The sequence below is a fragment of the Citrobacter sp. Cc139 genome, from assembly GCF_030334645.1.
GTDB lineage: Bacteria > Pseudomonadota > Gammaproteobacteria > Enterobacterales > Enterobacteriaceae > Citrobacter > Citrobacter werkmanii.
The window spans coordinates 285,493-306,975 of the sequence record NZ_JAOWDM010000076.1 but is presented as its reverse complement, the minus strand read 5'-3'; the positions used below and the strand labels follow the sequence as shown (position 1 = coordinate 306,975).

Annotated in this window: 15 protein-coding genes and 1 pseudogene; 4 read left to right on the top strand and 12 right to left on the bottom strand. The window is 54.9% G+C overall.

From position 1 onward, the window contains the following. Positions 1 to 24: 24 nt before the first annotated feature. The 3 genes from cdaR to dgt form a co-directional block, all read right to left on the bottom strand. On the bottom strand, positions 25 to 1,182 hold the full coding sequence (gene cdaR / locus OGV69_RS11015; RefSeq protein WP_038637395.1) for a DNA-binding transcriptional regulator CdaR: 1,158 nt from the start codon (positions 1,180 to 1,182) through the stop codon (positions 25 to 27). A 148-nt stretch (positions 1,183 to 1,330) separates the two neighbouring features. Continuing rightward, positions 1,331 to 2,764 carry a serine endoprotease DegP gene (gene degP, locus OGV69_RS11010; protein ID WP_005132129.1) on the bottom strand — a complete coding sequence of 478 codons (1,434 nt, stop codon included), beginning with the start codon at positions 2,762 to 2,764 and terminating at the stop codon, positions 1,331 to 1,333. A gap of 129 nt (positions 2,765 to 2,893) precedes the next feature. Beyond that, positions 2,894 to 4,411, bottom strand: a complete 1,518-nt coding sequence (gene dgt, locus OGV69_RS11005; RefSeq protein WP_069324023.1) for a dGTPase — start codon at positions 4,409 to 4,411, stop codon at positions 2,894 to 2,896. A gap of 83 nt (positions 4,412 to 4,494) precedes the next feature. On the opposite strand from dgt, the gene mtnN reads away from it, so the two are divergent. Genes mtnN through OGV69_RS10990 form a run of 3 tightly spaced genes read left to right on the top strand, consistent with a single transcriptional unit; the run spans position 4,495 to position 6,647 of the window. Then, positions 4,495 to 5,193 carry a 5'-methylthioadenosine/S-adenosylhomocysteine nucleosidase gene (mtnN, locus tag OGV69_RS11000; protein ID WP_038637386.1) on the top strand — a complete coding sequence of 233 codons (699 nt, stop codon included), beginning with the start codon at positions 4,495 to 4,497 and terminating at the stop codon, positions 5,191 to 5,193. After that, entirely contained in the window at positions 5,186 to 5,986 is an 801-nt protein-coding gene (btuF, locus tag OGV69_RS10995) for a vitamin B12 ABC transporter substrate-binding protein BtuF (RefSeq protein WP_069324024.1), read from the top strand. Before mtnN ends, btuF begins: the two co-directional genes overlap by 8 nt. Before the next feature lie 37 nt (positions 5,987 to 6,023). Next, a complete protein-coding gene (locus tag OGV69_RS10990; RefSeq protein ID WP_069324025.1) occupies positions 6,024 to 6,647 on the top strand; it encodes a TRIC cation channel family protein in 624 nt (207 codons plus the stop codon). 119 nt (positions 6,648 to 6,766) lie between these two features. On the opposite strand, the gene erpA is transcribed toward OGV69_RS10990, so the two are convergent. The 3 genes and pseudogenes from erpA to clcA all read right to left on the bottom strand — a co-directional run bounded on the left by erpA (position 6,767) and on the right by clcA (position 8,614). Further along, positions 6,767 to 7,111 (bottom strand): iron-sulfur cluster insertion protein ErpA, encoded by a 345-nt coding sequence (gene erpA, locus OGV69_RS10985; RefSeq protein ID WP_069324026.1) that lies wholly within the window; start codon positions 7,109 to 7,111, stop codon positions 6,767 to 6,769. Next, positions 7,104 to 7,169 (bottom strand): annotated as a pseudogene (gene yadW, locus OGV69_RS10980) (small protein YadW). The gene erpA and the pseudogene yadW overlap by 8 nt, the downstream one beginning before the upstream one ends. A gap of 23 nt (positions 7,170 to 7,192) precedes the next feature. Then, positions 7,193 to 8,614, bottom strand: coding sequence for a H(+)/Cl(-) exchange transporter ClcA (gene clcA / locus OGV69_RS10975; RefSeq protein ID WP_038637374.1), 1,422 nt, complete (start codon positions 8,612 to 8,614; stop codon positions 7,193 to 7,195). Between the two features lie 168 nt (positions 8,615 to 8,782). Here clcA and hemL point away from each other — a divergent pair, with 168 nt between their 5' ends. Beyond that, positions 8,783 to 10,063, top strand: a complete 1,281-nt coding sequence (gene hemL / locus OGV69_RS10970) for a glutamate-1-semialdehyde 2,1-aminomutase (protein WP_069324027.1) — start codon at positions 8,783 to 8,785, stop codon at positions 10,061 to 10,063. A 114-nt stretch (positions 10,064 to 10,177) separates the two neighbouring features. On the opposite strand, the gene fhuB is transcribed toward hemL, so the two are convergent. The 6 genes from fhuB to hrpB all read right to left on the bottom strand — a co-directional run bounded on the left by fhuB (position 10,178) and on the right by hrpB (position 21,477). Further along, positions 10,178 to 12,160 (bottom strand): Fe(3+)-hydroxamate ABC transporter permease FhuB, encoded by a 1,983-nt coding sequence (fhuB, locus tag OGV69_RS10965; protein WP_069324028.1) that lies wholly within the window; start codon positions 12,158 to 12,160, stop codon positions 10,178 to 10,180. Next, the gene (fhuD, locus tag OGV69_RS10960) at positions 12,157 to 13,047 is read right to left on the bottom strand and encodes a Fe(3+)-hydroxamate ABC transporter substrate-binding protein FhuD (RefSeq protein WP_069324029.1); all 891 of its coding nucleotides are present in this window, start codon (positions 13,045 to 13,047) and stop codon (positions 12,157 to 12,159) included. The genes fhuB and fhuD overlap by 4 nt, the downstream gene beginning before the upstream one ends. Then, positions 13,047 to 13,844 (bottom strand): Fe3+-hydroxamate ABC transporter ATP-binding protein FhuC, encoded by a 798-nt coding sequence (gene fhuC / locus OGV69_RS10955; protein WP_038637358.1) that lies wholly within the window; start codon positions 13,842 to 13,844, stop codon positions 13,047 to 13,049. The genes fhuD and fhuC overlap by 1 nt, the downstream gene beginning before the upstream one ends. 47 nt (positions 13,845 to 13,891) lie before the next feature. After that, positions 13,892 to 16,066, bottom strand: a complete 2,175-nt coding sequence (gene fhuA, locus OGV69_RS10950; RefSeq protein WP_069324030.1) for a ferrichrome porin FhuA — start codon at positions 16,064 to 16,066, stop codon at positions 13,892 to 13,894. A gap of 305 nt (positions 16,067 to 16,371) precedes the next feature. Next, a complete protein-coding gene (mrcB, locus tag OGV69_RS10945) occupies positions 16,372 to 18,912 on the bottom strand; it encodes a bifunctional glycosyl transferase/transpeptidase (protein ID WP_227408990.1) in 2,541 nt (846 codons plus the stop codon). A 135-nt stretch (positions 18,913 to 19,047) separates the two neighbouring features. Beyond that, entirely contained in the window at positions 19,048 to 21,477 is a 2,430-nt protein-coding gene (gene hrpB / locus OGV69_RS10940) for an ATP-dependent helicase HrpB (protein ID WP_069324032.1), read from the bottom strand. Positions 21,478 to 21,483: the final 6 nt, after the last annotated feature.

Sequence of the window (21,483 nt, the reverse complement as noted above, 5' to 3'; positions counted from 1 at the left end):
GATAAGCGTAGCGCCATCAGGCAATCAATGCTGCTCATCTAACTGCAACGCCACATACAGCAGCAGCCTGTCGTCAAAATTCCCCAAATCCAGCCCGGTCAGTTCTGAAATACGATTCAGGCGATACTCCAGCGTATTGCGATGAATAAACAAGGCTTTTGAGGTCGCCAGCGGCTGAACGTTATGCCGAAACCATGCTGCTAATGTCCGACGCAGCAAGCCGTTGTTATCCATTGCTTTTAAACGTACCAACGGACGCGCCAGCTCATTGGCCTGCCAGCCGCCGCGCAGGCTGTCCAGCAGTACCGGCAGCATCAGATCCTGATAGAAATAGCTTCGGCTTTCCGGCATCCGCTGCTTACCGACCATCATGGTGGTACGCGCCGTACGATACGAACGGGCAATGCTGCCAGGTCCGGTAAAATAGTTGCCGAGCGAGACGCGAAAACGCAGCTGTCCGTTCTCTTTCATCCGGGCAATGAGCTGTTCAACGCGCTTGCGATGATCTTCGGCATCCCAGCGGCCAAACTGATTGAGCGCGGGTTTCAGCACCACCATCTCAGTCAGGGAAACAATCGCAATCAGATTATTACGCTCTGGCGTGGTCAACGCATTCTGTAATTGCTGTAGTTCAGCCATCGCGCTGTCAACACCAAGCTGACCGCTGTCGACTTCGACTACCGCTACCACGCGCGGCTGGTTCAAATCGATGCCTAAACGCTGCGCCCATTCCATTAGCGCTGGGGTATTTTCTTCCGCCTGAATCAGGTTCATCACCAATTCTTCGCGCAGACGGCTGTCCTGGGCTAAAAGATGCATCAGACGCGACTGTTCCAGCATCATTTCGGCGGTCATACATACCAATTCGCCGTATTTGCGCAGATGTTCCGGTTCGCCGGTAAGACCGATAACGCCAACGATTTCGCCGTCAAGACGCAGCGGCAGATTAATCCCCTGTCGCACGCCGTGTAAATGCCGTGCAACCGCATCGTCAATATCGACCACCCGCCCCTGAGAAAGCACCAGCAGCGCGCCTTCGTGCAATTCACCAATTCGTTCGCGATCGCCGCTGCCGATTATCCGCCCACGGGCATCCATTACGTTGATATTGGTATCAATGATGCGCATGGTACGCGCCACGATATCCTGCGCCATTTTGGTATCGAGATGCCAGCCAGCCATAAACCCCTCCTGTGAGCAGAGCTCAAGCATAAGGAAGATAACAAGCGACGACATTGTGCAAATGCACAAAGCGGAAGAGAGAAGTATGGAGTTGTGGGAGGTATCACAAAAAGAAACCCCTTCCTGTGCAGGAAGGGGTTGAGGGAGATTACTGCATCAACAGATAGATGGAGCTGTCGCCACGCTGAATGTTCAGCGCCAGTACAGCGGGTTTGCTGTCGAGAATTTTGCGCAGTTCGGCGATATTTTTCACCGGTTGCTGGTTAGCACCGATAATCACATCCCCTTTCTTCAGGCCAATCTGTGCAGCCGGAGAATTCGGTTTCACGTCGCTTACCACGACCCCTTTGTCCTGGCCTTTGTTGCTCATATCGGCACCTTCAATGCCTTTGAAGATAGAGCTGGAATCAACCTGGGTCTGGCTGCTCTGCTGCAGTTCCAGATTCACAGTAACAGGCTTACCGTCGCGCAGCAGGCCAAGGTTAATTTTGCTGCCTACCGGCATAGTTCCCACCTGCGCACGCAGTGCGGCAAAGCTGCTGATAGGTTTACCGTTCAGGGAGGTAATCACATCCCCGGCTTTAATACCCGCTTTCGCTGCGGAAGAGTTCGGCATGACCTGGCTGACGAATGCGCCACGCTGGGCGTCAACTTTCATCGCTTTCGCCAGCTCAGAGCTCAGCTCGGTACCCATGATGCCCAGCTCGCCACGTTTAACCTGGCCGAACTCAACCATCTGCGAGGTCAGGTTTTTCACCATGTTGCTTGGGATTGCAAAACCGATCCCGATATTACCGCCGTCCGGCGCGAGGATCGCGGTGTTAATCCCGATCAGCTCACCGTTCAGGTTGACCAGTGCGCCACCGGAGTTGCCCCGGTTGATCGCAGCATCCGTCTGGATAAAGTTCTCGTAGTTTTCCGCATTCAGGCCGCTACGACCCAGCGCAGAAACGATACCGGAGGTCACGGTCTCACCGAGGCCAAACGGGTTGCCAATTGCCACGGTGTAATCCCCCACGCGCAGCGCGTCGGAATCCGCCAGCTTAATTGCCGTCAGGTTTTTCGGATCCTGAATCTGGATCAACGCGATATCGGAGCGCGGATCTTTACCCACGATCTTCGCGTCAAACTTACGGCCATCGCTTAGTTGAACCTTAATTACCGTGGCGTTATCCACCACGTGGTTATTGGTCACAACATACCCTTTCGCAGCATCAATAATTACGCCGGAGCCCAGCGCCATAAATTTTTGCTGCTGGCCGCCGCCGTTGTCAGCGCCCGGTGCGCCGCCCTGGCAGAACGGGGAACTCTGGAACGGAGAACCGTCCTGGCAGAACGGGGAATTATCACCGAAGAACTGCTGGAAATTACGCGGCATGCGCGGCGTATTCACCGTCGTGCTCCCCTCGACGTTAATACTCACCACCGATGGCATCACTTTTTCAAGCATCGGGGCCAGGCTTGGCATCTGTTGGGCGGTCGTTGCTGAAGACGCCGTTTCAGCCGCTGTTGCAGACAAGGGGGACAACGCCAAACCTAAACTCAGAGCCAGTGCACTCATTGCTAATGTGGTTTTTTTCATGTGTTTCGTTCTCGATTAACAGGTAACGCAAAATTGCTGTATACGTCAGAGTCGTTTTATAGCGCTAAGTTCCAGATTTAAGTTTAAGGAAAAAGTAAAATTTTATTGTCGATCTTTACAAATGATTATTTATTGTTCTACTGCCATCAACCGACGATATTCATCCCAGGCATATAAATCTGTCATCCCGCTGATATAATCCTGAATCAAACGGCAGCGATAATAATATTCCAGAACAGGAAACTCAGCGCAACTAGCCGATATTTTACTGACCGCCTCAACATAAGCAAGGCGATGGCGAGTAGACAACTTCTGAAATAACCGGGACTCGATAGGAAAACGTTTTACTCTTTCATTTTCGACCAGTTCCGTAAAATCTGACTGAGTCATTTTTAATAACGGTTGATAGATTTCCAGCAGCCCGCTTATCACCCGATAGCCCTGTAACTCCAGTTGCTCTACGTCTGGGTGGCTAAAGACATGTTTTATCGCCACATTTTTATAGACGCCCAGCAACTGGCTGAAGCTACTGGCATCTTCTAACAGCGCGTGATTAAAACATCCCTCGAAAATCTGCGGCAAGTTATCGATAAATCGCTGGGCAGCGTACGGCACCAGTTTATTCAATGTATTAACGCGTAAATACATAAAGAACTGATCTTCGGTACTCCGGCTTAATGTATTTGAACGTGATTTCTCCCAGGCGTTCTCTACCACCAGACTGAACAGGGAACCTTTTTCGTGGTGTCCCCACGCCGCATACAGATGCTGATAAAGTTGTTCGACGCTAAAGATTCTTTTCTCAACGGCATCTTCCAGATCGGCCACGCAATAAGAGATATCATCAGCAGCTTCCATAATCCAGGTTAATGGAAAGCGACTGTAAGGCGCTAATGATAATTCTTTACGTAATCTCTCAATATACGATTCTTCGGAAAGATAATAGCCCGGTTTCTTCATTAAATAGTTGTGTGTTGCGGGCGCATTGCCGCGCCACCACGCCGGGCGGGTATATTTCAAAATACCGCCAACCTGCGCCCAGGTAAGATTCATACGCATCAGGGTATGTACCAGACGTATCCCTTGCGCATTCCCCTCAAAATGGCACAGGTCCTGTCGTACTTTACGGCGAATATCATTCAGCGACTCTTCGCCCTCGCGCAAACGTAATGCCGCCACCAGGCAACGGTCATCGCTGAGTGGCTGACTTTCCGCATCTGCGGGGTACAGTCGCTGGCGGAACCAGTCATTAATCGCCGCTTCACCAAAGTGACCAAACGGCGGATTGCCAATGTCATGCATCAGGCAGGACATTTCAACAATACTCTCAAATGGTCCCGTCAGTTCATCCAGACCATACTGCTCCAGCAACTTTTGCTCTTTGAGTCGGCTGAGGATCTCTTTCGCGATATAGCGACCAACCTGCTGAACTTCCATTGAGTGCGTCAAACGCGTGCGTACAGCCGCATTACGTTCCAACGGAAAGACCTGGGTCTTTTGTTGCAGTCGGCGAATTGCCGGAGAATTGATAATGCGTCCACGATCGCTTTCAAAAATACGCAGGATCTCGTGCTCAGTCTTCACGCCCTGCGGCGAACGGTAACGACGATGCCAGTTTATTTTTTTTCGGAAATCGATCTGTGCCATGCCCTCTCCCGCCTGAGAAATGCGCTACCCCGTAAGCGCATGATAGACTATGCCCTCAAATCTGGCTTATCGCGAGTAAATCTATGAAAATCGGCATCATTGGTGCAATGGAAGAAGAAGTTACGCTACTGCGTGACAAAATCGAAAACCGTCAGACCATCGCTCTCGGCGGTTGTGAAATTTACACCGGCCAACTGAATGGTACTGAGGTTGCGCTACTGAAATCAGGCATCGGTAAAGTCGCTGCGGCACTGGGCGCTACGTTGCTGCTTGAGCGCTGCAAGCCGGACGCCATCATCAATACCGGTTCAGCGGGCGGCCTGGCCTCTACGCTGAAAGTCGGCGATATCGTGGTTTCTGATGAAGCGCGCTATCACGATGCCGACGTCACGGCATTTGGCTATGAATTTGGTCAGCTACCGGGTTGCCCGGCGGGTTTCAAAGCCGATCCTGCGCTGATTGCTGCAGCAGAAGCCTGCATTGCTGAACTGAATCTGAATGCCGTCCGTGGGCTTATCGTCAGCGGAGATGCCTTCATTAATGGCTCTGTCGGCCTGGCTAAAATTAAGCATAACTTCCCGCAGGCGATTGCCGTTGAGATGGAAGCAACCGCGATTGCGCATGTTTGCCACAATTTTAACGTGCCGTTCGTCGTGGTTCGCGCCATCTCCGACGTCGCCGATCAGCAGTCCCATCTCAGCTTTGACGAGTTCCTGGTGGTCGCCGCGAAGCAGTCAAGCCTGATGGTTGAAACGCTGGTACAGAAACTGGCGCATGGCTAAATTACTCTCCAGGGCGCTGGTCGCCCTGCTTTTCACTCTTCCGGCGTTCCTTTACGCCGCGCCGCGTGTTGTTACGCTTTCTCCAGCCAATACTGAACTCGCCTTTGCCGCAGGCATTACGCCCGTTGGCGTCAGCAGCTACTCCAATTACCCACCCGAGGCCCAAAATATTGAAGAGGTCTCAACCTGGCAAGGCATGAATCTGGAACGCATTGTGGCGCTGAAACCGGATTTGGTCGTCGCCTGGCGCGGAGGAAATGCTGAGCGGCAGGTTAATCAGCTAACCGCGCTGGGCATTAAGGTCATGTGGGTGGATGCCGTTACCATTGAGCAGGTCGCCGATGCGCTACGCCAATTGGCGCCATGGAGCCCCAGGCCAGAGCAGGCCAAACAGGCGGCAAAAACATTGCTTGATGAATACGCTTTACTAAAATCTCAGTATGCCAACAAACCGAAAAAACGCGTGTTTCTGCAGTTTGGGGCGAATCCTCTGTTTACCAGTGGAAAAGGCTCCATTCAGCATGAGGTTCTTGAGGTATGCGGCGGAGAAAACATTTTTGCCGGCAGTCGGGTTCCATGGCCGCAGGTTAGCCGTGAACAGGTCCTGGCAAGAGCGCCGCAGGCTATCGTTGCCACCGGTGGTTCGGGCGAAACGCTGAAAATTGAGCAATTTTGGGGAAATCAGCTTAAAATCCCGGTTATTACCCTTAATAGTGATTGGTTCGAACGTGCGAGCCCGCGTATTATCCTCGCCGCAAAACAACTCTGCAATGCGCTTTCACAGGTAAATTAGCGCCTGCCCCCACCAGGTTTGTTGTGAGGATTTAAACATGCTCGTCTATTGGCTGGATATTGTCGGTACCGCGGTATTTGCTATCTCTGGCGTATTGCTTGCCGGAAAACTGCGTATGGATCCCTTCGGCGTTCTGGTCTTAGGCGTGGTAACAGCCGTCGGTGGCGGGACGATCCGCGATATGGCGCTGGATAACGGACCGGTTTTTTGGGTTAAGGATCCTACCGATCTGGTGGTGGCGATGATCACCAGCATGCTGACGATCCTGCTGGTGCGTCAGCCCCGACGGTTGTCGAAGTGGATCCTGCCGGTGCTGGATGCCGTTGGTCTGGCGGTATTCGTGGGTATTGGCGTCAACAAAGCTTTTATTGCCGGAACAGGGCCTCTGGTGGCAATTTGTATGGGCGTGATTACCGGCGTTGGCGGTGGGATCATTCGTGACGTATTAGCCCGTGAAGTGCCGATGATTTTGCGCACCGAAATCTACGCTACAGCCTGTATTATCGGCGGGATCGTACATGCGACCGCGTTTTATACCTTTGATGTTTCACTGGAAAACGCCAGTATGATGGGGATGATTGTCACCCTGCTGATTCGACTGGCCGCCATTCGCTGGCATTTGAAATTGCCGACGTTTGCGCTGGATGATAACGGGCGTTGATATGACGATACAGAACATGTAGGCCGGATAAGGCGTTTACGCCGCCATCCGGCACATTGCCCGGTGGCGCTGCGCTTACCGGGCCTACAACATCAGACCATCAGTATTACAGACAGCAATCAGATGCTGAAAGAAGAACCACACCCGCAGGTGCTTTTAGCATTCGGATTAGTCACAACGAAGCGGGAACCTTCCAGACCTTCGGTATAGTCAACCGAACCACCCACCAGATATTGCAGGCTCATCGGATCAACCACCAGACCAACACCTTGTTTCTCAATGGTCATATCACCATCGTTCACCTGATCATCAAAGGTGAAACCATACTGGAAACCGCTGCAACCACCGCCGGTGATATACACGCGTAATTTCAGATTCGGGTTATCTTCATCAGCGATCAGGCTTTTTACTTTCTTGGCTGCTGCTTCAGTAAATTGCAGTGGCAGCGCTACGTCATCACTCATATTTTGCTCCAAACGACATTGGCAATTGGGCAAATTATAACCCAATGGTTAAAGCCATTATCTAATACCCTGGTATTTCGTTCAAGTATTCTCGCCAGCGGTAGTCCCCTGACTTTTTGCCGCCTGCTCCGCTTCCTGTTTTGCCAGCGTGCGGGCAAGGATAGTCGAGTATAGCGGCTTTCCGCCCATAAATTGGGCTAATAGTGTTGCGCCAAGACAGGTAATAATCATTGGCAAAATGAGCTGATAGTTATCGGTCATCTCCAGCACCAACACAATACCGGTGAGCGGCGCCCTTACCGAAGCCGCCAACAAAGCCCCCATTCCGGCAATGGCAAAAGTTCCGGCCTCCAGATGATACTGCGGAAAAGAGGCCGCTGCGGCCATACCGAACGCGGTACCAAGCAGCGTACCCAACGCCAGCATCGGGGCAAAAATCCCACCAGGCGCGCCGGACGAGAAGCACAGCAGCGTGGTAATCACCCGGGCAATAAAGATAAACAGCAGCAGACCGACGCTAAAATTGCCCGCCGCAGCAATCGGGATCAGATTAAACCCACCACCCGCTGCTTCAGGTTTAATTAATCCGAGGATCCCGCACAAGCCGCCAATCGCGCCGCCCATGAGCACCCATTTTTTAATCTCGCCACCGTGGAAACGCTGGAACATATCCTGGGTACGCAACACCATGGTATTAAACAACGGTCCGACGCAGCCAAAAACAATCCCCAGCACCAGATACAGCCACAGCGTATTCACCGGCGCATTGGAGAGCTTGCCAACTTCAATAATTGGAGCTTCACCATTGAAAACGCGAAACACAATGCTCGACATGATGACGCCGGTAAACACGGCTTTGATCGACACGAGGTTATAGCGAAACTGCGGACGCATCTCTTCAATAATGAACAGGATCCCCGCCAGAGGGGCATTGAACGCCGCCGACAGGCCCGCAGCGGCACCGGTAGCCAGCAGAGTATGCCGCGCTTCGGCGCTGCGCATACGAAAAATATCCAGCACCATACGCCCAATGTTGCCGCCAATCTGCACGGTCGGCCCTTCTCGCCCGAGCACCATCCCAGCGCCCAGCGTACCCATACCGCCGATAAATTTCACCGGCAGAACGCGCCACCAGCGCACAGGTCGCAATTCCTCCAAAGCGCCTTCAATCTCTGGGATCCCCGAACCGCCCGCTTCCGGCGCAAATTTACGCACCAGAAAATAGCCGACCATCGCCAGCAATGCGGAGAGGATAAACGCCAGCGGCCACAGCAAAATGGCATGGTCCGCAACCTGAGCCAACGCGCCGATGCGCTGATTCTGCACCCAGGTCACCGCTTTCTCAAACGCCACGCCCACTAGTCCCGTCACGGTCCCCACTACCGCGGCCATCAAGAGGATCGCCAACGGCGTTTTGTCTCGTTCCAGGAGTCGACGGATTTGATCCCTGCGGCGTAAACGCACAATTTGTTGTGCTTCAAAAGAGGGAGTGTCAGTCTTCATCAGATGATCATTAATTGGTAATACAAATACGGAATCGGCATTCTACTCGCACATTTCACGAAAATCCCCTGCAAATCGCATTGTTTCAATTGCGTAAAACTTTCATAACCTTCTCTGAATAACTAGAATAGCGGGCATTTACTTTTTCTACGAACCAGGACCCCATCCATGAGTAAGTCTGAAAATCTCTACAGCGCAGCACGCGAACTTATCCCTGGCGGCGTTAACTCCCCCGTTCGCGCCTTTACTGGCGTGGGTGGTACTCCGCTGTTTATCGAAAAAGCGGACGGCGCGTATCTGTATGATGTCGATGGTAAAGCCTATGTCGACTACGTCGGTTCCTGGGGACCGATGGTGCTGGGCCATAACCATCCGGCAATCCGTAACGCAGTGATTGAAGCGGCAGAGCGCGGTTTAAGCTTCGGCGCGCCAACCGAGATGGAAGTGAAAATGGCGGAGCTGGTCACTGAACTCGTACCGACCATGGACATGGTGCGCATGGTGAACTCCGGTACGGAAGCGACGATGAGCGCCATCCGTCTGGCGCGCGGTTTCACCGGTCGCGATAAGATCATCAAATTTGAAGGCTGCTACCACGGCCATGCTGACTGCCTGCTGGTCAAAGCCGGTTCCGGCGCGTTAACGCTGGGCCAGCCGAACTCCCCTGGCGTACCCGCTGATTTCGCGAAACACACCCTGACCTGCACCTACAACGATCTCGCTTCAGTGCGTGCGGCGTTTGAGCAATATCCGCAGGAGATCGCCTGTATCATCGTTGAGCCGGTCGCCGGCAACATGAACTGCATTCCACCGTTGCCGGAATTCCTGCCAGGCCTGCGTGCGCTGTGCGATGAGTTTGGCGCGCTGTTGATCATCGATGAAGTGATGACCGGTTTCCGCGTGGCGCTGGCCGGTGCGCAGGATTATTACGGCGTCGTTCCGGACCTGACCTGCCTGGGTAAAATCATCGGCGGCGGGATGCCCGTTGGCGCATTCGGTGGCCGTCGTGATGTGATGGATGCCCTTGCGCCGACCGGTCCGGTTTACCAGGCGGGTACGCTGTCCGGTAACCCGATTGCAATGGCGGCGGGTTTTGCTTGTCTGAACGAAGTGGCCCAACCGGGTATTCATGAAACGCTGAATGAACTGACAACGCATCTGGCGGAAGGTCTGCTGGAAGCCGCCGAAGAAGCGAACATTCCTCTGGTGGTTAACCATGTGGGCGGGATGTTCGGGATTTTCTTCACCGATGCAGAAACCGTGACCTGCTATCAGGATGTGATGGCATGCGACGTTGAACGCTTTAAGCAGTTCTTCCACATGATGCTGGATGAAGGGATTTACCTGGCACCGTCTGCCTTCGAAGCGGGCTTTATGTCTGTGGCGCACAGCGAAGAAGATATCAATAACACCATCGATGCCGCGCGTCGGGTGTTTGCGAAACTGTAAAAGAGAACGTACAGAAACAAAGTAGGCCGGGTAAGGCGAAGCCGCCACCCGGCTTTTTTATTGCCGGATGGCGACGCAAAGCGTCTTATCCGGCCTACATGAAAAGAATCAGCCTCAGCGGCTCTGCTTTCTCAGCAGATAGATAAAGTACGGCGCGCCGATAAACGTCGACAGTAATCCCGCCGGGATCTGATACGGAAACAGCACCATTCTGCCGCACCAATCGGCAAAGACCAACAGCACGCCTCCCGCCAGCGCCGAAATCAGCATATGGGGCATCGCCCGGCGAAAACCCATCATGCGAGCAATATGCGGCGCCATCAGCCCGACAAAGCTCAACGGCCCAATCGTCATGGTTGCTGTCGCCGTTAATCCCGCCGCCAACAGCAGTAACCCCACGCGTGACGGCGTCAACGCCAGACCGACCGCCCGCGCCGTATCGCCTCCCAGCGGTAAAATCGTCAACCAACGACGACACAGCGGCGTCAACGCCAGCAAGAAAACCATCACTATCCCGGTATGCAATACCTGCTCGCCAGTCGCGTTATAGGTTGAACCGGAGATCCAGGTCAACACGCCCGCCATGCGCGGATCGCCGCTGGCCTGCAGCATCATTAGTAGCATTGTAAACGCCGTACTGAGCGCCATCCCTGCCAGCAGCATGCGGTGCGGCGAAAAACCGCCACGCCCGGCGGCAACCATGATGATAAGCAGAGTGACCGCCGCTCCGAGGCTCCCGGCGGGGAGCAGCCAGCCAAAGGCATTGCCGGGCACCAGAAACAGCATTAACACCACGCCAAATGCCGCGCCGGAACTAATACCGAGGACTTCCGGGCTGGCCATTGGATTTCCGGTCAGACGCTGAATAATGCAACCCGCCACCGCCAGCATCACCCCGGCAATCAGCGCCGCCAGAATACGCGGCCAGCGCCAGGGCATCAGTTCATCCAGCATCGATCCGCTGGCCCATGTCCAGCCGTGCGCATCACGTCCGAACGACAGTGCCACCACGACCGTCAGCAGTAAAATTGCGCCGCCCGCCAGCGCAAACATCAGGACATTTTGACGCTCAGCGGCGATGCGGTTGCTGGCATTCATATCCGGTGCGCTCATGCTCTTAAGGCGCGGCAGCAGCCACAGCAGCAGCGGCGCGCCAACCAGCGCCGTCACCGAACCGGTGGAGACTTCCATCCAGATGCGGGTTAGCCACAGAATGATTTGATCGGAGAGCCAGAGGATCAGCGCGCCGATCAGCGGGGCCAACATCAGACGCGCCAGTAAGCGCCGGGCGCCGAGCATTTTTGCCAGCAGCGGGGCAAACAGGCCGATAAAACCGATAATTCCGACAGCGTTAACCAGCAAGGCGCTGATGACAATCGCCAGCGTCAGTGCCGCCAGACGCGCCAGCGATAGCGCCAGCCCAAGGTTGCGCGCCACGCCGTCATCCAGTCCCATCAGCGTCATTGGGCGTAATAACAGCAGCGTCAACATCACGCCGCCCAGCAGTTGCGGCCACAAACGCTGAACGCCGCTCCAGTCGGTTTGCGTCAGCGAGCCACTGCTCCACAAAAACATGCTTTGCAGCTGATCGTGATGGAAAAGTACCAGTAACTGGTTAATCGCCCCGCAGTACAGGCTGACCACCAGACCGGCAAGGATTAGCGTCACGGGGGAAAGACGTTTGCCCCAGGCAACGCCAAACACCAGCGCGCCAACGATACAGGCCCCTGCCAGCGCCGCAAATTGCGCGGTCAGCGCCCCCGGAATCACCCACAGCGTCGTGACCGTAATACCTAACTGCGCCCCGGTTGCGACCCCCAGCGTGGTTGGCTCCGCCAGCGGGTTACGCAGCACCTGCTGGAACAACACGCCGACCAACCCCAGCCCGGCGCCAACTAATAGCGAAATCGCCAGCCTCGGCAGCAGGCTGTAGTGGAAAACCATCTGCTCAATGGCATCGATATCCGGTGACCAGATGGCCTGTTGCCACTGGCTGCGCGGTAGCGCCACAGAGAAGTTAACCCAGGTGAGCCAGCATGCAGCGACGAACAGAACCGCCAGAAGAAGCGTTGGGAACAGCGCAATTCGTTTACTCACGCTTTGCCTCCCAGTGCATTATCCAGGATGCGGGCAAAATGCATCGCGGACAGCGTTGCACCATAAAACCAGACGGCAGGCACGCGCTGAAAACGTCCGCTACGGACAAATGGCATCGCCTGCCATAACGGCGTAGACATCAGCGCATCCATTTCTCTGTTGTTGCCGTGATCAAAGCACAGCACATCAACGTCCTTATAGGCTGCAAGCCGGTCAATACTCACGGCTGTGCTGCCCCAGAAGTTGGTTTCTCCCTGCCAGGCGTTGGGGATCCCATATTCGTCCAGCACCTCCTGGAACAGGCTGTTCGGGCCAAACACCAGCATATGCCGCGAATCAAGCAGGGACGTCAGGAGCACGGGGCGCGCGCCACGTTGGATAAAGCGCGGTTTCAGGCTGGCGATAAAACGATCGTATTCAGTCAGATGACGTTCAGCAGAAGCTGGCAAATTCAGCAATTGCGCCATTTCCTGCAGCGACTGACGCGCAACCGCCAGCGGCTTTTTGCCATCGCTGAAGTTAAATCCCCGACCAGGCGCAATTCGCGCCAGTTTTTCGGGGGCGGGGCCATAACCAGCCGACCATACCAAAAACGAGGGTTTCATTTCGGTCAGTAGTTCGAGATTGGGTTCCGTACGTAGCCCGACGTCAATCACCGAGTCCGGCAATGGAGGTTCATTGACCCACAGTTTGTAGTTAGGGATATCCGCAATGCCATACGGCACGATGCCCAGCGCCAGCAACAGCTCTACCGGCAGCCATTCCAGCGCCACAATACGTTGCGGATCAATCGCCGCCGCGTTAGCCGTATTCATCCGCCACAGCAGCGGCGACAGCGCCATCGCCGTCAGCAGCCGCCGACGGATAATATGTGGTAATCCGATCATTAATAGACAAAACTCACGGGTGCGGCACCGGCCGGATGCGGCAAAATGCCCATCGGGATACCGTAAATTTGTTCCAGCGTTTCGCTGCGCATCAGTTCCGCAGGCGTTCCCTGAGCAATCATTTCACCGCCGCGCAGCGCAACTAAATAATCGCAGTAGCGGGCCGCCATATTGATATCGTGCAGTACGGCAACCACCGTCAAGCCGCGCTCCTGACTTAAGCGATGCACCAGCGCCAGTACGTCAACCTGATGAGCGATATCCAGCGCAGAGGTCGGTTCGTCAAGCAGCAGGCAGCGGCTGTCCTGCGCCACCAGCATGGCGATCCACGCACGCTGACGCTCGCCGCCGGACAGGCTATCGACCAGACGATGCGCCAGGGGTTTTAAGCCCACCAACGAAATGGCTTCTTCTACTTTCTCTCTGTCGGCCACGCCAAAACGTCCCAGCGCGCCGTGCCACGGATAGCGACCAATCGCTACCAGTTCGCGAACGGTCATCCCTTCTGCCTGCGGCAACTGCTGCGGCAAATAGGCGACCTTGCGGGCAAACGCTTTACTGCTCCAGTTCTCTAGCGGCTGTTCGTCGAGCAGGATCTCGCCTTCTGACGGCGGCTGATGACGTCCCAGCATTTTCAATAACGTCGATTTTCCGGAACCGTTGTGGCCGATAAGACCGGTCACTTTTCCTACGGGAAACGTTAACGAGAGAGGATGCAAAAGCGTGCGCCCAGGCACACGAAAGGAGACATTACGCAACGCAAAAGTGGTATCGGGATGGGATCTGTTTTCCTGCATAGCAGCCAACTTGTAAAACGGGCACGCAAAGCGTGCCCAAAGAGAAATTAGAAACGGAAGGTTGCGGTTGCAACGACCTGACGTTCTGCGCCCCAGAAGCAGCCATAGGTATCAAAGCAGCTGGCAACATATTCACGGTCAAACAGGTTTGTAACGTTAACGGCAACACTAGATCCTGCCATACCCAGGCGCGCGAGATCGTATTTAACGACGGCATCCATCACGGTTGAGCTACCCACTTTGAAGGTATTCTTCGGATCGCCATAGCTAGAACCGACATAACGGCCACCGGTTCCCAGCGTTAACCCAGATAACGGGCCTTCGTAGAAGGTGTAATCCCCCCACAGAGAGGCCATGTTTTTTGGTACCTGAACAGGTGTTTTACCTTTAAGCGTCGTGTCTTCTGTATATTCCGCATCGGTATATGTATAAGACGCAGTCAGGTTAATGTTCGCATTCACTGCGGCTTTTGCTTCTAATTCAACGCCACGAGAACGTATTTCACCCGCCGGAACCTGCGCAAACGGATTAAGCGGGTCGGTGGTCAGGTTATTCGTTTTCGTTAGCTCATATACCGCGGCAGTAACAACAACGGGCAGATCTTTTGGAACATATTTCACGCCAGCTTCATATTGCTTACCTTTTGACGGCGCATACGCAACGTTATCAGCAGGTGTTGCCGCCCATGCTTTTGAAGGGTTCGGCTCGAATGATTCGCTGTAGCTAAAGTATGGCGTAATACCATTGTCGAAGAGATAGTTAATCCCGCCGCGCCAGGTGAACTGCTCATCGTTACGCTCAACTTTCTGATTACTGGAACGAATAGTGGTTGCCTGCTGAGACCAGTCATAGCGGCCTCCCAGTGTTGCAACCCATTTATTCCATTCCAGTTGGTCCTGTACATACACGCCAGTTTGGTGCTGCGTGTTAAGCTGGAACGGTTTCGCGTCAGGGAAATCAACATCTTCATACACCGGATTATTCATATCTAAAGGCGGTGCACTTCCGTAGGCGTTATCAATATCGTTTCGCAGACGCGAATAGTCGACGCCGGTAAGCAGAGTGTGTCCAACATCTCCCGTCGCGAACTTGCTTTCCAATTGAGTATCTACGCCAAAATCATTATAGCGTTCATCGGCGACGATAATCTGACGAGTCAATTGATTACCCACTGCGCCGAAGCCATACACACTCTGTTGAGAGGTTTTGATTTGGCTATAACGTAAATTTTGGCGCACAGTGAAAGTGTCATCAAAACTGTGTTCAAAGCTGTAGCCAACCATTCGCTCATAACGCGAATAGGTATTGTTCGGCGCATAATCCGTAAAGCTAACTGGCAAACGGGAACCATCAGGTAACGGATCGACCGTACCTTGTTTTGGCAACCAACCGTAATAGCCCGTTGACGGTTCATTCTGAATGTTTGCTCGCAGAGTCAGGTTGGTTCGGTCATCAGGCTTCCAGCTAAACACCGGAGCAATGGCATAACGCTTCTGCTTCGCGAAATCCTGTTGTTCGTCATTAGAACGAGCCAACCCTGTCAGGCGGTATGAGTACACGCCGTCGTCATCCAGGGAATCGCTGAAATCAAAACCGGTTTGGAACAGATTATCCGAACCCATTTTGAATTGAATTTCTTTTAACGGCTCTGATGTCGGGCTTTTGCTAACCATGGAGATCAAGCCACCCGGATTACTTTTCCCGTAAAGCACAGACGTTGGCCCGCGCATAAGCTCGACGCGTTCAAGCATGTAAGGATCAACAACGGCAGAACTGTAGTAATCCCCCTGTAGCTTGACGCCATCAAGGTAATTGTTTGGTGTTGGGCCAGGCGTATAGAAGCCACGAATAATAACGAAATCATAAGTGCTGGAAGCGCCACGCGTAGAAACGGCAGCACCAGGGGTATAGGCTAAAGCCTCTTTTACCGACCCTGGCTGATGCATATCCATCTCTTCACGCGTCACTACCGAAACAGACTGCGGCGTCTTTTCGATAGGCGTATCAGTTTTGGTGGCGGTGGCGGAACGCTTCGCGGCAATCGTCGGCGAAGGTCCCCATGCGCTTTCTTGTGCGGCAGGCGCTGCGGTTACGGTGATGGTTTCTTCTTTCGGTTGAACCGCCGCCTGTGCATAGACAGACATGCCGCTAACCGCTGTGGCTACCACTACTGCGATTTTACGCAGCGAGGAATTTGGCTGAGCAGTTTTAAGACGCGCCATTGGTATTTCTCTGATGAAAGTGAATGATAACGTAAACGAGAATTATTATTATAACGAGAGCATAATATTCGAAACGCTGTTGCAAGCGCAAGCAATACGCGTCCCTACTAAAACTAAGGGGTTAAGAAATAACCAGATGAAAAGAAAGGGTTAATAAATTAGGCTGAAAGGTGGCGTTACGCTCTTGCCCAGTAGGCCTGATAAGCGTAGCGCCATCAGGCAAAACAATAGCGAATGGTCGAATAGCAGCGTGATTATCCTGCGCAAATAAAGAAAAACCCGCCGAAGCGGGTTTTGTTGAGGGATTAGTTTCCGCCGAACATATCCTTAATCCAACCCGCTACACCGTCGCTGTCTTTCTTCTCTTGCTGCGCCGGTTGCTGCTGTTGAGGCTGCTGTTGCTGCGGCTGTTGAGAAGATTGATCGAACGGATTACCCGACTGCTGCAGCATTTCCCCCTGCTGACACAGTGAGTCTGGATCGGTGGTCCATACTGGCAGCGTGCGCATCCCACCACTACACACGAAGTTGCCGTCATAGTCCACGCCCATATCCACCACATCCTCCGGTGGCGTCAGCACCAGCGGGGTTGGAGTCTGGTTAGCCAGATAACGCTGATAAATCGACATCGCGCCGCTGGCACCGTACAGCTTGGTTGGCTGGTTGTTATCACGGCCCACCCAGGTGATGGTCACCTGGTTGCCGTCAATCCCGGCGAACCAGGTATCGACGTTGTTGTTGGTGGTCCCGGTTTTACCCGCCAGATGCAGCCCAGGATACTTCGCGCCAAGCTGGCGGCCTGTACCACGCTGAACCACCTGCTGCATGGTCCACAGCGTCATATACGCCGCCTGCGCCGGAACGGCACGCTCAGCCTGCGGGAAGCTCTGGTACAACACCGTGCCATCTTCGGCAATCACCGAACGCAGCGCCGACAGCGGCGCGCGGTTCCCACCGCTGGCAATAGTCTGGAACGCCTGCGCCACTTCGATTGGCGTCAGGTTCAGCGCCCCCAGCAGCATAGCCGGAACCGGGTTAAGCTGATCTTTCGGCGCGCCCAACTTCAGCCAGGTATCGGTCACGGCAGGCAAGCCCAGCGCCATCCCCAGATTCACCGTGGGTACGTTCATTGAGCGCGTTAACGCGTCCACCAGCATCACTTTACCGCTTTCGCTATAGCGACGGTCATCGTTCTGCGGCGACCACACCTGGCCGTTCGGCTGACGCAGCGCAATTGGCGCATCGGCAATCCAGGTATTCAGGCGGTACAGCTTCGGCTGGCTGAGCGCCGTCAGATAGGTCGCCGGTTTCGCCAGAGAACCAATCGAACGACGCGCCTGCATCGCACGGTTATAGCCCGCAAACTGCGGCTCTGCCCCACCGACCATGGCGCGAACTTCGCCGCTAAAGCGATCAACCACCACAATCGCCGTTTCCAGATCGCTCAGCTTACGCTGTTTCTTCAGCACCGGAATGCCTTCCACCGCCGCTTTTTCTGCAGCGTCCTGCGCCACGGAATCAAAGGTGGTGAAAATTTTCACGCCGGAGAGATCTTTAACTTTATCGCCCAGCTTCGCCTGTAGCTCCTGGCGCACCATCTGCATAAACGCTGGCTGTGGGGAGATCACCCCGCCGCGCGGTTGCACGCCTAACGGACGCGCGCTCAGCATGTCATACAGATCCTGGTCGATAATCTGCTGCTGTTGCAGCAGACGCAGCACCAGGTTACGACGCTCCAGCGCCAGCTTCGGGTTACGCCACGGGTTATAAATCGACGCCCCTTTCACCATCCCAACCAGCAGTGCCTGTTGATCGAGGCTTAACTCTTCCACCGGACGTCCGAAGTAATACAAGCTCGCCAGCGGGAAGCCACGGATCTCGTTGTCACCGCTCTGGCCGAGATAGACTTCGTTCATGTACAGCTCAAGAATGCGGTCTTTGCTGTAACGCGCATCCATGATCAGCGCCATATAGGCTTCGTTGGCTTTACGCCAGTAGGAGCGCTCGCTGGAGAGGAACAGGTTCTTCACCAACTGCTGGGTCAGCGTACTGGCCCCCTGTACCGTACGACCTGCCGTCAGGTTCGCCAGCACTGCACGGCCAATGGAATAGAGACTGATCCCGTCGTGCTCATAGAAGTGACGGTCTTCTGTCGCCAATAGCGTGTCCACCAGCAGATCCGGGAAGCCGCTACGCGGGACAAACAGACGCTGCTCGCCGTTAGGTGAAGAGAGCATGGTAATCAGACGCGGATCGAGACGGAAGAAACCGAACTGGCGGTTGTTATCCATATTCTCGATGGTGTCCAGATGATCGCCGTCAAAGGTCAGACGCGCGCGCACCTGCCCTTCTTTGCTGTCCGGGAAGTCAAACGGGCGACGAATCATCTCAATGCTCTTCGCCTGTACGGTGAATTCGCCCGGACGCGTCATCTTCGTCACCTGACGATACTGCGTGGCCTCCAGCAGCTTCACCATCTCGTTCTTGCCGATGGGCATTTCTGGCTCAAGGTTAACCATGCGGCCATATACCGCCGCCGGAAGTTGCCAGACTTTGCCATCAATACGGCTACGAATTTTTTGGTCCAGATACACGCCGTAAATGGCGATCAGCACCAAAAAGACAATCGACAGTTTTACCAGCAGCCAGAACCAGCCGCGCTTACCACGAGGCTTACGCCCTTTGCCCTTACCCTTACGCGGCATCGGTTCTTCATCCTCATAGTCATCATCATCATAATCGTCGTCATACTCTTCATCTCTGAGTTGACGACGGCTCACCTTTTGTTTTACCGGACGCGATGGTTTCCCTTTACGTCCAATTGGCTCGCGGTCATTCCCCGCCATGCTTTTTCTCCGCAACATTCAGGCGCAAAGGCCCGATTCTCTGTTCTTCCGTCCTGCGACAGAAGAAGAAATCTCTCAATTATTACCGCTCTTTCGCCGGATGCGGCATAACGCCTTATCCGGCCTACCGTTACATTACGAATACTTTTTGGTGCGCCGCGTTGGCGCGGTATTCGCCGGATCGTCCGGCCAGACGTGTTTCGGATAACGCCCTTTCATCTCTTTTTGCACCTCGCGGTACGATCCCTGCCAGAACGCGCTCAGATCGCTGGTCACCTGTAGCGGTCGTTGGGCCGGAGACAGCAGCTCCAGCACCAGCGGAACGCGGCCCTGAGCGATGGTTGGAGTCCTCGCTTCGCCAAACATTTCCTGCATCCGCACCGCCAGCGCAGGAGGATTATCTTCATGATAGCGAATGGCAATCCGACTCCCCGTCGGCACAGTGTAATGCGCCGGCAGTTCACTATCCAGACGTTGCAGCATTGACCAGTCCAGCAAACCGCGCAATGCCTGACCCACATTTAATGCTTTTAACGCGCGTAAAGAGTGCACACCGCTCATGTGCGGCAATAGCCAGGTCTCCAGCGTCGCCAGCAGAGAATCTTCATCTACCGCGGGCCAGTCATATTCTGGCAACCAGGTCGCCGCACAGTGCAAACGCAGCCGAAACTGCTCGGCCTCCGGCGTCCAGTTGAGCATACTTAGCCCTTTATCGCGAATGCCATTCAACATCGCCTGGTGCAACTCCTCTTCCGAGGGTTTAGCCAGCGGCTGGACTTTTACCGTGAGCTGACCAATGCACGAGCGGCGTAAGGCTTTTAATGTGCCCTGGGTTTCATCCCACTCGATAGTGTCGGACTGCTTGAGCAGTTCAGGACATGCCTGCATCAGCACGTCAATCTCCAGTGGCAGAGCCAGCAAAATACGCGCATCCGGCGAAGCGCTGCCCTGTAGCAACAGGGGGGCTATCAGCCATTCATGGCGTCCGGAAGCGTCATCAGCATCCAGTATTGCGCCCATACCATTAGCCAGCTGATAACGCCCTTCCTGCCCGCGTCGACGCGCGATCCGGTCGGCAAACGCCTGCGCCAGCAACGGGGAAAGCAGCGTACTGTCGGGCTGTCCGCTGCGAGCATTGAGCCGTTTCAGCAATTGTTGGCTGCGCTGCTGCCAGGCGGGGTGATTGCGTGAAAACGCCACAGCCAGATCGGTACAGCCACCACGCGGCGGCTCCTCCAGAATCGCTGTCAGTTTTGCCGCCGTTGCCGCTTCGGTATCATTGCTGGCGCTGACCAGCATAGCCGCCAGGCGAGGATCGTTCCCCAACATCGCCATTTTCTGCCCGCGAGCGCTGAGCCTGTCACCCGCAAGCGCACCCAGCATCTGCACCAGTTGTTTTGCCGCCTGCAGGTTGATAGCGGGCGGCGTATCCAGCCAGTTTAGTTGCGCGGGATCGGTGCATCCCCATTGCAGCAACTCCATTAGCAGTCCGGACAGATCGCTCTGTAATATCTCCGGCTCCCCTTGCGAAGCCGCTCTTTCCGCCTGCTCTTTGGCAAGCAGATGCAGACAAATTCCGGGTTCCAGACGCCCTGCGCGTCCCGCTCGCTGCGTCATCGAGGCCTGACTGATGCGCTGGGTAATCAGTCGCGTCAGTCCAGTGCGAGCGTCATAGCGCGCCACGCGCTCCTGAGCGCAGTCTACCACCAGCCGAATACCTTCAATCGTTAAGCTGGTTTCAGCAATGTTGGTGGCCAGCACCACTTTGCGCTGGCCTTGCGGCGCGGGCAAAATCGCCTGACGCTGCTCGGCAAGCGTCAGCGCGCCATACAGTGGGCACAGCACAACATCGCTGCCCACACGCGTTGCCAGTTGCTCCTGCACGCGCTGGATTTCCCCAACGCCCGGTAAAAACAGCAGCAGCGACCCGCTTTCATAGCGCAGTAGCTCCGCCGTGGCTATCGCCACCGCTTCGTCAAAACGCAGATGTGCCGCCAGCGGTTGATACCGTCGCTCAACCGGAAATGTGCGGCCTTCAGAGATAATCATGGGCGCATCGGGCAATAACTGCTGCAAGCGCCCGTTATCGAGCGTTGCGGACATGATCAACAGTTTCAGATCGTCACGCAGACCCTGCTGTACATCCAGCAACAGCGCCAGCGCCAGGTCGGCCTGCAAGCTCCGTTCGTGAAATTCATCGAGGATCACTAATCCGACGTCCGTGAGTTCGGGATCGCGTTGGATCATGCGCGTCAGGACGCCTTCCGTCACCACTTCCAGCCGGGTCTGCGGCCCCACGCAGCTTTGCGCACGCATGCGATACCCCACGGTCTCGCCGGGCTTTTCGTTCAGCAACTCCGCCAACCGCTGCGCCACATTGCGTGCCGCCAGACGGCGCGGCTCCAGCAAAATTATCCGCCCCTTGATGCCACCATGCTCAAGCAGTCGCAACGGCAGCCAGGTCGATTTCCCGGCACCGGTCGGCGCGGTCAGCAGCACCTGCGGCGAGGCATCAAGGGCGGTAAGCAGTGCAGGCACTACGGCGGCAACGGGCAACGACGTCACAAATGG